This is a genomic window from Achromobacter pulmonis, assembly GCF_002885955.2.
Taxonomy (GTDB): domain Bacteria; phylum Pseudomonadota; class Gammaproteobacteria; order Burkholderiales; family Burkholderiaceae_B; genus Achromobacter; species Achromobacter pulmonis_A.
This window is the reverse complement of sequence record NZ_POQS01000007.1, coordinates 135,934-147,718: the sequence shown is the minus strand read 5'-3', so window position 1 is coordinate 147,718 and position 11,785 is coordinate 135,934. Positions and strand designations below refer to the sequence as shown.

General features: G+C 67.1%; 13 protein-coding genes and 1 pseudogene. 3 read left to right on the top strand and 11 right to left on the bottom strand.

Annotation, left to right across the window (positions count from 1 at the left end; translation table 11 throughout):
* Nucleotides 1–378, bottom strand: a 378-nt coding sequence (tnpA, locus tag C1I89_RS24850; protein WP_102775064.1) for an IS200/IS605 family transposase, incomplete at its 3' end; no start/stop codon positions are given.
* A gap of 121 nt (nucleotides 379–499) precedes the next feature.
* Nucleotides 500–733: a hypothetical protein gene (locus C1I89_RS24845; RefSeq protein ID WP_258231521.1), complete on the bottom strand. Its 234-nt coding sequence runs from the start codon at nucleotides 731–733 to the stop codon at nucleotides 500–502.
* 26 nt (nucleotides 734–759) lie between these two features.
* Between C1I89_RS24845 and C1I89_RS35985 the strand changes: the two are divergent.
* A pseudogene (locus tag C1I89_RS35985) lies at nucleotides 760–1,008 on the top strand (cysteine hydrolase); the annotation flags it as partial.
* Nucleotides 1,009–1,289: 281 nt separating this feature from the next.
* On the opposite strand, the gene tnpA (C1I89_RS24840) reads toward C1I89_RS35985, so the two are convergent.
* From tnpA (C1I89_RS24840) to C1I89_RS24815, 6 genes are all read right to left on the bottom strand, one after another.
* Nucleotides 1,290–1,721 (bottom strand): IS200/IS605 family transposase, encoded by a 432-nt coding sequence (tnpA, locus tag C1I89_RS24840; protein WP_026437438.1) that lies wholly within the window; start codon nucleotides 1,719–1,721, stop codon nucleotides 1,290–1,292.
* A 121-nt stretch (nucleotides 1,722–1,842) separates the two neighbouring features.
* The gene (locus C1I89_RS24835; protein WP_102775063.1) at nucleotides 1,843–2,427 is read right to left on the bottom strand and encodes a TetR/AcrR family transcriptional regulator; all 585 of its coding nucleotides are present in this window, start codon (nucleotides 2,425–2,427) and stop codon (nucleotides 1,843–1,845) included.
* Nucleotides 2,428–2,552: 125 nt separating this feature from the next.
* On the bottom strand, nucleotides 2,553–2,858 hold the full coding sequence (locus C1I89_RS24830) for a DUF4148 domain-containing protein (protein ID WP_102775062.1): 306 nt from the start codon (nucleotides 2,856–2,858) through the stop codon (nucleotides 2,553–2,555).
* Between the two features lie 83 nt (nucleotides 2,859–2,941).
* The gene (locus C1I89_RS35980; RefSeq protein ID WP_440130667.1) at nucleotides 2,942–3,022 is read right to left on the bottom strand and encodes a hypothetical protein; all 81 of its coding nucleotides are present in this window, start codon (nucleotides 3,020–3,022) and stop codon (nucleotides 2,942–2,944) included.
* A gap of 562 nt (nucleotides 3,023–3,584) precedes the next feature.
* Nucleotides 3,585–4,097, bottom strand: a complete 513-nt coding sequence (gene ssb / locus C1I89_RS24820) for a single-stranded DNA-binding protein (RefSeq protein WP_102775061.1) — start codon at nucleotides 4,095–4,097, stop codon at nucleotides 3,585–3,587.
* Between the two features lie 283 nt (nucleotides 4,098–4,380).
* Entirely contained in the window at nucleotides 4,381–5,565 is a 1,185-nt protein-coding gene (locus C1I89_RS24815) for an MFS transporter (protein ID WP_102775060.1), read from the bottom strand.
* A gap of 178 nt (nucleotides 5,566–5,743) precedes the next feature.
* Between C1I89_RS24815 and uvrA the strand changes: the two genes are divergently transcribed.
* Complete coding sequence (uvrA, locus tag C1I89_RS24810; protein ID WP_102775059.1) at nucleotides 5,744–8,605, top strand: excinuclease ABC subunit UvrA; 2,862 nt, start codon at nucleotides 5,744–5,746, stop codon at nucleotides 8,603–8,605.
* A gap of 30 nt (nucleotides 8,606–8,635) precedes the next feature.
* Complete coding sequence (locus C1I89_RS24805) at nucleotides 8,636–9,298, top strand: glutathione S-transferase family protein (RefSeq protein WP_102775058.1); 663 nt, start codon at nucleotides 8,636–8,638, stop codon at nucleotides 9,296–9,298.
* A 7-nt stretch (nucleotides 9,299–9,305) separates the two neighbouring features.
* Here C1I89_RS24805 and C1I89_RS24800 read toward each other — a convergent pair whose 3' ends face one another.
* The 3 genes from C1I89_RS24800 to C1I89_RS24790 all read right to left on the bottom strand — a co-directional run.
* Nucleotides 9,306–10,433: a deoxyguanosinetriphosphate triphosphohydrolase gene (locus C1I89_RS24800; RefSeq protein ID WP_102775370.1), complete on the bottom strand. Its 1,128-nt coding sequence runs from the start codon at nucleotides 10,431–10,433 to the stop codon at nucleotides 9,306–9,308.
* Between the two features lie 23 nt (nucleotides 10,434–10,456).
* The gene (gene aroB, locus C1I89_RS24795) at nucleotides 10,457–11,533 is read right to left on the bottom strand and encodes a 3-dehydroquinate synthase (RefSeq protein WP_102775057.1); all 1,077 of its coding nucleotides are present in this window, start codon (nucleotides 11,531–11,533) and stop codon (nucleotides 10,457–10,459) included.
* The coding region (locus tag C1I89_RS24790) for a shikimate kinase (RefSeq protein ID WP_308810288.1) at nucleotides 11,530–11,785 on the bottom strand (256 nt) is incomplete at its 5' end. The genes C1I89_RS24790 and aroB, both read right to left, overlap by 4 nt.

Genomic DNA, 11,785 nt, shown 5'->3' with positions numbered 1-11,785 from the left:
GATGTACTCCCGTATCACCGCTTCGTCGCGTCCCACCGTCGAGACGAAGTACCCTCGCGCCCAGAAGTGCTGACCCACGAAGTTGCGCTTTCGCTCTCCGTACACCCGCGCAAGGTGGATTGCGCTCTTGCCTTTGATAAAGCCCACCACCTGCGACACCGAGTACTTCGGTGGGATCGACAGCATCATGTGCACGTGATCGGGCATCAGATGCCCCTCTTCAACCCTGCATTCCTTTTGCGCGGCCAACTTTCTGAATACCTCACCCAGGTGTTCGCGTAGCTGCTTGTACAGCGTTCGCCTTCGACACTTGGGGATGAAGACCACGTGATATTTGCAATCCCAGGCCGTGTGACTCAAACTTTCATACTTGTCCATCGTGTTTCTTCCTTTCGTTTGCTTGGCGGCTCACGATTGAAAGTCTCTACGGTGGACAACCTCCTGAAAAGTCAAACTTCTACTGCCTCCCCGGCAGAGCCGGGGGGCCTCCTTTTGGTAGCTAGACCGCGCCCTCGCATTGCACATACAACGCGCCGATCGCCTCGCATAGGGCGGCGGGCTGCTGGAACAGGCGCGACACCAGGATGCAGCCCTGCACCGTCGCGAATACCGCGCGGCCGGCCGCCTCGGGGGTGCCGGAAAACTTCATCGTGCCTTGCGCCGCGCCTTCGGCCAGCACGCGCGCCAGCCAGGCTTCGTGCGCCCGGAAGAAACCCTGCAGGGCGCCGCGCACCCGTTCCGGCAGGGAATTGACCTCGNGCGCTGGACCGCGCCGAGATCATCCTCGTCGCCGGCGAAGCCGGCAGCCACTGCGTCAAGGCCACCGTCGAACACCTGGCCGAGCACCTGCCTGGCCGCGAGCTGTCGCGGCTGGTGCTGTTGACCGACTGCATGAGCCCCGTGGCCGGCTTCGCCGACGCGCAGGCGGCGTTCCAGCAGCGCATGCGGGACCTGGGCGTGCAGCAGCGCACCAGCGTCGACATGGCGCGCGCCCTGCTTGTGGAGTAGGGGGTGGGCGGCGCCCGATGGGTTGCGCGCGTTCGAAATATGAGTTTTTGCTCAGAAAATCTCGCGCTACACCCATCCTACGGTCTCACCACCGTAGGATGGGTGTAGCGCGAGACATTCGGAATGAGAAACCAACCGGCAAGCGCGCGCAACCCATCGGGCGCCACAAAGTAACCATCCCCCGGCAAAGCCGGGGGCATTCGGGATGTGAGCCGCTCAAAGCGGCTGTAAGGGGTCGCTAACGCGGCCCCTCATTCTTGGGGCCACCTATCGGTGGCTACTCACCTCCATAGACCGAGTTGGTCCAACCTCTCGTCTTCCTTCTCCTGGTTTCGGATGTACTCCCGTATCACCGCTTCGTCGCGTCCCACCGTCGAGACGAAGTACCCTCGCGCCCAGAAGTGCTGACCCACGAAGTTGCGCTTTCGCTCTCCGTACACCCGCGCAAGGTGGATTGCGCTCTTGCCTTTGATAAAGCCCACCACCTGCGACACCGAGTACTTCGGTGGGATCGACAGCATCATGTGCACGTGATCGGGCATCAGATGCCCCTCTTCAACCCTGCATTCCTTTTGCGCGGCCAACTTTCTGAATACCTCACCCAGGTGTTCGCGTAGCTGCTTGTACAGCGTTCGCCTTCGACACTTGGGGATGAAGACCACGTGATATTTGCAATCCCAGGCCGTGTGACTCAAACTTTCATACTTGTCCATCGTGTTTCTTCCTTTCGTTTGCTTGGCGGCTCACGATTGAAAGTCTCTACGGTGGACAACCTCCTGAAAAGTCAAACTTCTACTGCCTCCCCGGCAGAGCCGGGGGGCCTCCTTTTGGTAGCTAGACCGCGCCCTCGCATTGCACATACAACGCGCCGATCGCCTCGCATAGGGCGGCGGGCTGCTGGAACAGGCGCGACACCAGGATGCAGCCCTGCACCGTCGCGAATACCGCGCGGCCGGCCGCCTCGGGGGTGCCGGAAAACTTCATCGTGCCTTGCGCCGCGCCTTCGGCCAGCACGCGCGCCAGCCAGGCTTCGTGCGCCCGGAAGAAACCCTGCAGGGCGCCGCGCACCCGTTCCGGCAGGGAATTGACCTCGGCGGCCAGCATGCCGCCCAGGCACAGTTCGCCCGAACCGCAGGAACGCGATTCCATCAGCGACAGGTATTGGTCGAGCTGCGCCCGCGCGGGCTGCGCGGTGTCGATGCTGCGCACGGCGCCGAGCGCGCGCGCGCTGTAGGCTTCGACGGCTTCGTACAACAGGTCGTCCTTGCCCGGAAAGTAATAGTGGATGCTGGACGTCTTCACGCCCACGTGCTCGGCCAGGTCGCGGTAACTGAAGCCGTTGCATCCGCGCGTGCGAATCAGCTTCTCGGCGTGGGCCAGTAGCAGTTCGCGAGTGGTGCTGGGGGTCGGAGTGTCCATGGCTGAATATTACCTACTAATAGGTCAATTCGTCATCGATGCGGCGGATTACGCCGCGGTAACGCCGCGCGGGCCCCGGCGGGAAGATTCCCGCTTCCCGGGGCCCGCATGCGTCGGCATCACGCTCAGCCTTGCACGGGCGGATAGTCCAGCTCGCCGCTGTCGGTCAGGCCATGGGCGCGGGCGGCAGCCAGTTCCTGCTGCACCTGGGCGCGGGTCTTGTCGGCGCTGGCGGCGTAAGTCGTGGCGGCATAGCCTTCTTCGCCGAACTCCAGCTGGCCGGCGGCGCGGGCGGCGGCCAATTCCTGCTGCACCTGGGCGCGCGTCAGCGTGCTTTCGGTGTTCAGCGGCGGGGGATAGTCCAGCTCGCCGGCGTGGGCGGCGCCGATGAAGGAAGCGGACAGGATCAGGGCGGATACGAGGGTCTTCATGGTCGGGCTCCTAATGGATCGGTACGGCGATAGCGGTGTGGATGACGCTATCTATGTATAGATAGATGACTGGGGAAAAAAACTCAGCCCTGCACCGGCGGGTAGGCCAGTTCGGCGCTGTCGGTCAGGCCTTGCGCGCGGGCGGCGGCCAGTTCCTGCTGCACCTGGGCGCGGGTCTTGTCGGCGCGGGCGGCGTAAGTCGTGGCGGCATAGCCTTCTTCGCCGAACGCGAGCTCGCCATTNNNGCGCGGGCGGCGTAAGTCGTGGCGGCATAGCCTTCTTCGCCGAACGCGAGCTCGCCATTGGCGCGGGCGGCGGCCAGCTCCTGCTGCACCTGGGCGCGCGTCAGCGTGCTTTCCGTGTTCAGGGCGGGCGGATAGTCCAGTTCGCCGGCCTGGGCGGCGCCGATGAAGGAAGCGGACAGGATCAGGGCGGATACGAGGGTCTTCATGGTCAATCTCCGGATAAGGATGGTGTTGCTGTTCAAACAAACTATCTACTTATAGGTAGATAACTGGGTAAATAAAAAAGACGGACTACTGTATTTCTGGTTTCGACGGCGGCGGATTCGGTTGGTGTGCTGCGTCGATGGATGAATCTTATCTACTACTAGGTAGATAGCGCCAGCGGTTTTGTGAAACTGAATATTTCACACCCCCGCCAACAAACAAAAAGCCCGCGCCCCCAAGGGGACGCGGGCCTGTACCCGCCGTGAACTCACCCGGCTTAGAACGGAATATCGTCGTCCATGTCCGCCAGGTTGGCGCCGCTGCTGGCCGGGGCCGCCGCGGGGGCCGGGCGCTGCTGGGGCGCCGGGCGTTGCGCCGGGGCGCGCTGCTGGCGCGGGGCCTCGTCGAAGCCGCCGCCACCGCCGTAGCTGGCGCCGCCGCCGCTGCTGTCGTCGCGTCCGCCCAGCATCTGCATCTGGTCGGCGACGATTTCGGTGCTGTAGCGGTCAGCGCCGGTTTCCTTGTCCTGCCACTTGCGGGTCTTGAGGCGGCCTTCGATGTAGACCGAGCGGCCTTTTTTCAGGTATTCGCCGGCGATTTCGGCCAGGCGGTTGTACATGACCACGCGGTGCCATTCCGTTTCTTCGCGGCGCTCGCCGGAAGCCTTGTCTTTCCAGGTGGAGGTGGTGGCAATGGACATATTGCAGATTGCCGCCCCGTCGGGGCTGTAGCGGACTTCCGGGTCGCGTCCCAGATTGCCCACGAGTATGACTTTGTTAACCGATGCCATGCCGTTGTCCCTCTGTTGTTGACAGCCTGCGCCTGTGCGTTGCCGCGGACGCGCCGGCAACAACATAAAAGCGATGTTGAAGACCGGCTTCATGAAACACGCCGGTCATCATTACGATGACCGGCGACGCCGGGTGAAGCCCTTGGATTGGTATGTATTATCGACGAAAAGAGTCCGGCGCGCCAAACGGAAATAGTGACAAAACCGTCCCCGTTGCTTCGGGATTTGCCCGCTGTTGGACGCCGTTCGGCGCGAGATCCGTGACTTTGCCGCCCACCAGGGTTTACGCCAGGGGCCGCAGCGCCCAGGTGACCGCCAGCCACAGCGCCGACAGCACGGCCGCGGCGATGAACACCGCGCTGGCCCCGGAATGCGCGGCCAGCCAGCCGCCCAGCGCGCCGCCGGCGAACAGGCCCGCGGCCTGGGCGGTGTTGTAGAAGCCCAGCGCCAGGCCCTTGTAGGCCTGCGGCGCCACGCGCGACACCAGCGAGGGCTGCAGGGCCTCCAGCACGTTGAACGCCACGAAAAAGCCCGTCAGCGCGATCGCCAGGGTATAGAAGCCGTGGCTGGCGGCCGGCAGCAGCGCGCACACCACGATCAGCCCCGCCACCGACGCGCGCAGCGCGCCGCGGTGGGCGCGGCGTTTTTCGGCGACGAACACCACCGGCACCATCAGCACGAAGGACACCAGGATCACCGGCAGATAGACCTTCCACAGGTCGCGCGCGTCCAGGCCGCCGGCCTGCGCCAGCAGCGCCGGCACCACCACGAACAGCGACACCTGGATCAGGTGCAGCACGAACACGCCGAAGTTCAGGCGCAGCAGGTCGCGGTGGGTCAGGACCTCGCGCGGCCTGGCCGCCTGCATGCTGCGGGCCTGCGTGCGCGGCACCACCGGCACGACGAAGCGCGCCACGGCCACACAGACGACGCCCAGGCAGGCGATGGTCCAGAACAGGCCCGACAGGCCCCACCAGCCCACCAGCACGGGCGAGAGCACCAGCGACACGGCGAAGGACAGGCCGATCGACCCGCCCACCATGGCCATGGCGCGCGTGCGCACCTCGTCGCGGGTGGCGTCCGCCAGCCAGGCGGTGACCGCCGCGGAGATCGCGCCGGCGCCCTGGATGGCGCGGCCGATGGTGATCCAGTAGACGTCCGGGGCCTGCGCGCAGACGACGCTGCCGATCACGAACAGCAGCAGGCCGAACAGGACCACCGGACGCCGCCCCCAGCGGTCGGACGCCAGGCCGAACGGGATCTGCATGAACGCCTGGGTCAGGCCGTACATGCCCAGCGCCAGGCCGACGCGGGCCGGGTCGTCGCCGCCCGGCATGCCGCTGGCGGCCACGGCGAACACGGGCAGCAACAGGAACAAGCCCAGCATCCGCGCGGCGAACAGGCCCGCCAGCGCCACGCTGGCGCGGCGCTCGGACGGGGTCAATTTCAGTTTTTTATCTGCCGGCATGCGGAAATTTCAACAATGACTGGGGCTATGCGCGCGCGTGGGAGTCATACGCTCACGGTCTGATTTGGCGGTGCGGCGCCGGCCCCGGGGCCTGCGAGGGCTGGAGGACTGCCCGGAACGCGAGGGGGGCCGGCGCGCTATAGTACCAAGTTGGCCTTTGAAACCGCTTAAGAGCCCGATGGACGCGATACGCATTCGGGGTGCCCGCACCCACAATCTCAAGAACGTCTCGCTGGACCTGCCGCGCCACAAACTGGTGGTCGTGACCGGCTTGTCCGGCTCGGGCAAGTCTTCCCTGGCGTTCGACACCCTGTACGCCGAGGGCCAGCGGCGCTACGTGGAGAGCCTGTCCGCCTACGCCCGCCAGTTCCTGCAGCTGATGGACAAGCCGGACGTGGACCTGATCGAGGGGTTGTCGCCGGCCATCTCGATCGAGCAGAAGGCCGCCGGGCACAACCCCCGCTCCACCGTCGGCACCATCACCGAAATCCACGACTACCTGCGCCTGCTGTACGCGCGGGTCGGCACGCCCTATTGCCCGGACCACGGCCTGCCGCTGCAGGCGCAAAGCGTCAGCCAGATGGTGGACGCGGCGCTGGCCTGGGCGCCCGAGACCCGGCTGGCGGTGCTGGCGCCGATCGCACGCGGCAAGAAAGGCAGTTTCGAGGACGAATGCGCCAGCCTGCAGGCGCAGGGCTATGTGCGCCTGCGCGTCGACGGCCAGATGATGGAAATCGACGGCATGGCGCCGTTGAAGAAGACCGAGAAGCACGATATCGACGTCGTCATCGACCGCCTGCGCATCCGGCCCGAAAGCAAGCAGCGCCTGGCCGAGAGCTTCGAGACCGCCCTGCAGCTGGCCGACGGCCGCGCGCTGGCGCTGGACATGGACGGCGGGCGCGAACAGGTCTTCTCCAGCCGCTACGCCTGCCCGGTTTGCAGCCACAGCCTGCCCGAGCTGGAGCCGCGCCTGTTCAGCTTCAACAATCCCATGGGCGCCTGCCCCAGTTGCGACGGCATCGGCCAGGTCGGCTTCTTCGACCCCAAGCGCGTGGTCGCCTTCCCCGAACTGAGCCTGGCCGCCGGCGCCATCCGCGGCTGGGACCGCCGCAACGCGTTCACGCACTCGCTTCTGACCAGCCTGGCGGCGCACTACGAATTCGACATCGAAACGCCCTTCGAGGAGCTGCCCGAGGCGCTGCGCGACAAGGTGCTGTACGGCTCGGGCGACGAGGAAATCTCGTTTCTCTACCTCAACGAGAAAGGCCGCAGCACGGTCAAGCGCCACACGTTCGAGGGCGTAATCCCGAACCTGGAACGCCGCTGGCGCGAGACCGATTCGGCCACCGTGCGCGAGGAGCTGGGCAAGTACCGCAACATCAAGACCTGCCCGGACTGCGCCGGCTCGCGCCTGCGCCCCGAGGCGCGCAACGTGCTGATCGGCCAGGACCCGCGCGGCGGCGAGCGCCACGGCCAGGCCATCTACGAGGTCGAGGCCATGCCGCTGTCGACCTGCCTGGCGTGGTTCCGCGCGCTCAGCCTGACCGGCGCCAAGCAGGAGATCGCGCAGCGCATCGTGCGCGAGATCGAGGCGCGCCTGAGCTTTCTGAACAACGTGGGCCTGAACTACCTGTCGCTGGACCGCAGCGCCGACACCATCTCGGGCGGCGAAGCGCAGCGCATCCGTCTGGCCAGCCAGATCGGCTCGGGCCTGACCGGCGTGATGTACGTGCTGGACGAGCCCTCCATCGGCCTGCACCAGCGCGACAACGACCGCCTCATCGGCACCCTGCAGCACCTGCGCGACCTGGGCAACAGCGTCATCGTGGTCGAGCACGACGAAGACATGATCCGCATGGCCGACTGGGTCGTGGACATGGGCCCGGGCGCCGGCGAGCACGGCGGCGAAGTGGTGGCCCAGGGCGACCCCGACACGGTGCAGCGCGACCCGGCCTCGCTGACCGGCCAGTACCTCAGCGGCGCGCGCGCCATCGCGATTCCCGAGCGCCGCCCGGTCGGCGACGACCAGCCCTGGCTGGTGCTGTCGGGCGCCACCGGCAACAACCTGAAGAACGTGGACCTGCGCATCCCGGCGGGCCGCCTGGTCTGCGTGACCGGGGTTTCCGGATCGGGCAAGTCCACCCTGGTCAACGACACGCTGGCCGTCGCCGTGTCGCGCCAGCTGCACCACGCGCAAAGCGAGCCCGCCCCCTACGCCTCGATGCAGGGGCTGGAGAATTTCGACAAGATCATCAGCGTGGACCAGAGCCCCATCGGGCGCACGCCGCGCAGCAACCCGGCCACCTACACGGGCCTGTTCACGCCCATCCGCGAGCTTTTCGCCGGCGTGCCCGAGGCGCGCACCCGCGGCTACGATCCGGGGCGCTTCAGCTTCAACGTCAAGGGCGGGCGCTGCGAGGCCTGCCAGGGCGACGGCGTGGTCAAGGTGGAGATGCACTTCCTGCCGGACATGTACGTGCCCTGCGACGTCTGCCACGGCAAGCGCTACAACCGCGAGACGCTGGAGATCCGCTACCGCGGCCGCAACATCAGCGAGGTGCTGGACCTGACGGTGGAGCAGGCGCTCGAATACTTCGAGTCCGTGCCGGCCATCGCGCGCAAGCTGCACACGCTGATCGACGTGGGCCTGTCCTACATCCGGCTGGGCCAGAGCGCCACCACCCTGTCCGGCGGCGAGGCGCAGCGCGTGAAGCTGTCGCAGGAACTGTCGCGCCGCAGCACCGGGCGCACGCTGTACATCCTGGACGAGCCCACCACGGGCTTGCATTTCCGCGATATCGAGCTACTTTTGCAGGTGCTGAACCAGCTGGTCGACAGCGGCAACACGGTGCTCATCATCGAGCACAACCTGGACGTCATCAAGACGGCCGACTGGATCGTCGACATGGGCCCCGAGGGCGGCGACGGCGGCGGCCGCGTGGTCGCCCAGGGCACGCCCGAGGAGGTCGCCGCCACCGAGGCCAGCCACACCGGCCAGTACCTGGGCAAGCTGCTGCGCCGCACCGCGCAACAATCGTGACCACTCTCAACCCATAAGGGGACCCGCGGCATGTACACCCTGATCATCGCCAACAAGAACTACTCTTCCTGGTCCATGCGGCCGTGGATCGCGCTGCGCGCCGCCGGCATCCCCTTCGAAGAGCAGAAGCTCGCCTTGTTCTCCGAGGCGTTCGCGCAACGCCTGGGCGCGCTCACGCCGGCGGGCCTGGTGCCCGTGCTGCTGGACGGCGACTTCGCGGTCTGGGATTCGCTGGCCATCTGCGAGTACGCGGCGGAACGCCATCCCGAGGCGCAGCTGTGGCCGCAGGACGCGCGCGCCCGCGCGCGGGCGCGCTCGCTGTCCGCCCAGATGCACAGCGGCTTCGGCGCGCTGCGCCAGGCGCTGCCGATGAACATCGAAGCCCATCTGCCCGGCATCGACCTGCCCGAGGCCGCGCGCCAGGACATCGCCCGCATGCAGGCCCTCTGGCAGGACACCCGCGCCGAATTCGGCCGCGGCGGGCCGTTCCTGTTCGGCGCGTTCTCCATCGCCGACGCCTTTTTCGCGCCCGTGGTGTCGCGCTTCACCACCTACGGCATCGCAGCCGCCGGCCCGGTGCGCGACTACATGGACGCCGTGCTGGCCCTGCCCGCCATGCAGTCGTGGATGCAGGAAGCCCGCGCCGAAGCCACCTTCGTGCCCGAGGACGAGCCGTACCGCAAGCACCGGTGATACGCCGTCACGACATCTCGAACAGGCGCCGGTGCTCCCGGATCGCGTAGCGATCCGTCATGCCGGCGATGTAGTCGGCGATGGCGCGGGGCTGCTGGTCCGGCGCCGGGCGGCGGTAGTCGGGCGGCAGCAGGCGCGGATCTTCCAGGAAGGCGACGAACAGTTCGCGCACGATGCGGCGCGCCTTGGTGGTCATGCGCAGCACGCGGTAGTGGCGGTACAGGTTGTCGAACAGGAATTTCTTCAACTGGTCGGCCTCGCGCCGGATTTCTTCGGAAAAGCTCGCCAGCGGCGGGGCGCGGCGCACATCGTCGGCGCTGGCCGGCGCGTATTCGCGGATGCGCGCCAGCGAGGTGCGCGTCAGGTCGACGATCAGCGTGTTGATCATCCGCCGTATGGTTTCGGCCACCGCGCGGCGCGGCGCCAGGCCGGGATAGCGCAGCAGCACGTGGGCGTGGTGGCGCTCGAAGATCGACACCTCCTGCAGCTGCTCCAGCGTGATCAGGCCGGAACGCAGGCCGTCGTCGATGTCGTGGTTGTTGTAGGCGATCTCGTCGGCCAGATTGGCCAGCTGCGCCTCCAGCGAGGGCTGGGTGCGGTTGAGGAAGCGCTCGCCCACTTCGCCCAGCTGGCGCGCGTGGGCCGCCGAGCAATGCTTCAGGATGCCCTCGCGCGTTTCGAAGCACAGGTTCAGGCCGTTGAAGTCCGCATAGCGTTCCTCCAGCTCGTCCACCACGCGCAGGCTCTGCAGGTTGTGCTCGAAGCCGCCGGCCTCGGGCGCCAGTTCGCGCATGCAGGCGTTCAGCTCGTCCTGGCCGGCATGGCCGAAAGGCGTATGGCCCAGGTCGTGGGCCAGCGAGATGGCTTCGGTCAGGTCTTCCGACAGGCCCAGGCTGCGGGCCAGGGTGCGCGCGATCTGCGCGACTTCCAGGCTGTGCGTCAGCCGGGTGCGGAACAGGTCGCCTTCGTGGTTGACGAAGACCTGGGTCTTGTACTCCAGGCGCCGGAAAGCGCCCGAATGCACGATGCGGTCGCGGTCGCGCTGGAATTCGGTTCGGTTTTCCGGCGGCGGTTCGGCATAGGTCCGTCCGCGCGATTGAGACGGGTGGGATGCATAGGAAGCCAGTTCTTTCATCTGCAACACCGCCCTCCTCGCGGTTATTGGGTGGTGCGGGCCAGCACGGCGCGCACGGCATCGTCGGGCGCCGCCTGGATGACGGCCGCGCCGATGCGGTTCATGAGCACGTAGCGGATCGAGCCGCCCTCGGTTTTCTTGTCCACCTGCATGAGTTCCAGCCACCGGTCCGCGCCCAGGTCCGGCGCCACGGCCGGGCAGCCGATGGCGGCCACCAGGGCGCGCACGCGGGCCACGTCGTCGCGGTCGAATCCGGCCACGTCGGCGGAAAGCTCGGCGGCCTGCACCATGCCGCAGCCCACCGCCTCGCCGTGCAGCCAGGCGCCGTAGCCCAGCCCCGATTCGATGGCGTGGCCGAAGGTGTGGCCCAGGTTCAGGATGGCGCGCAGCCCGGATTCGCGTTCGTCCTTGCCCACCACCTGCGCCTTCAGCTCGCAGGAGCGGCGGATGGCGTAGGCGATGGCGTCCGGGTCCAGCGCGCGCAGCTTCTGCACGTTTTCCTCGCACCAGGCCCAGAAGCCGGCGTCCAGGATCAGCCCGTACTTGATGACTTCGGCCAGGCCCGCCGATACCTCGCGCGCCGGCAGCGTGCCCAGCACGTCGGTGTCGATCTCGACGGCGATCGGCTGGTAGAAGGCGCCGATCATGTTCTTGCCCAGCGGGTGGTTGACGGCGGTCTTGCCGCCGACCGAGGAGTCCACCTGGGCCAGCAGCGTCGTGGGCACCTGCAGGAAGCGCACGCCGCGCATGTAGACCGCGGCGGCAAAGCCGGTCATGTCGCCGATCACGCCGCCGCCCAGCGCCACCAGCACGCAGCGCCGGTCCAGGCGCTGCGCCAGCAGCGCGTCGAAGATCAGGTTCAGCGACTGCCAGTCCTTGTAGGCCTCGCCGTCGGGCAGCTCGATGCGCAGCACCCGCTTGCCGCTGCGGGCCAGCGCGGCTTCGGCGCGCTCGCCGTACAGGGCGGCCACGGTGGGATTGGTCACCACGGCGATGGCGGTGGCGTCGGCCGGAATGCACTGGTCCAGGGCGTCCAGGCGGCCCGGGCCGATATGGATGGGATAGCTCCCGCCCGGGGTTTCGACGTCGACTACGTTCATATGCGCTTCTCGAAGGCTTGCAGTTGGGGCAGCAGGGCCTTGACCAGGGTGTGGACGGGCATGGTGCCGGTTTCCACGACCATGTCGGCCACTTCTTTGTAAAGGGGTTCGCGCAGCGTCATCAGCTCGCGCAGGGTGCCGCGCGGGTCGGCGGTGGCCAGCAGCGGACGGTTGCGGTCGCGGCAGGTGCGGCGGAACAGTTCGTCCACGCTGGCCCGCAGATAGACCACGATGCCGCGCTCGTGCAGGCGC

Bases quoted from the DNA above. Each gene is read 5' to 3' on its own strand.
- C1I89_RS24815 (WP_102775060.1), bottom strand. From the start codon at position 5,565: ATGCCGGCAGATAAAAAACTGAAATTGACCCCGTCCGAGCGCCGCGCC.
- ssb (WP_102775061.1), bottom strand. From the start codon at position 4,097: ATGGCATCGGTTAACAAAGTCATACTCGTGGGCAATCTGGGACGCGAC.
- uvrA (WP_102775059.1), top strand. From the start codon at position 5,744: ATGGACGCGATACGCATTCGGGGTGCCCGCACCCACAATCTCAAGAAC.
- C1I89_RS24835 (WP_102775063.1), bottom strand. From the start codon at position 2,427: ATGGACACTCCGACCCCCAGCACCACTCGCGAACTGCTACTGGCCCAC.
- tnpA (WP_026437438.1), bottom strand. From the start codon at position 1,721: ATGGACAAGTATGAAAGTTTGAGTCACACGGCCTGGGATTGCAAATAT.
- C1I89_RS24830 (WP_102775062.1), bottom strand. From the start codon at position 2,858: ATGAAGACCCTCGTATCCGCCCTGATCCTGTCCGCTTCCTTCATCGGC.
- C1I89_RS24805 (WP_102775058.1), top strand. From the start codon at position 8,636: ATGTACACCCTGATCATCGCCAACAAGAACTACTCTTCCTGGTCCATG.
- aroB (WP_102775057.1), bottom strand. From the start codon at position 11,533: ATGAACGTAGTCGACGTCGAAACCCCGGGCGGGAGCTATCCCATCCAT.
- C1I89_RS24800 (WP_102775370.1), bottom strand. From the start codon at position 10,433: ATGAAAGAACTGGCTTCCTATGCATCCCACCCGTCTCAATCGCGCGGA.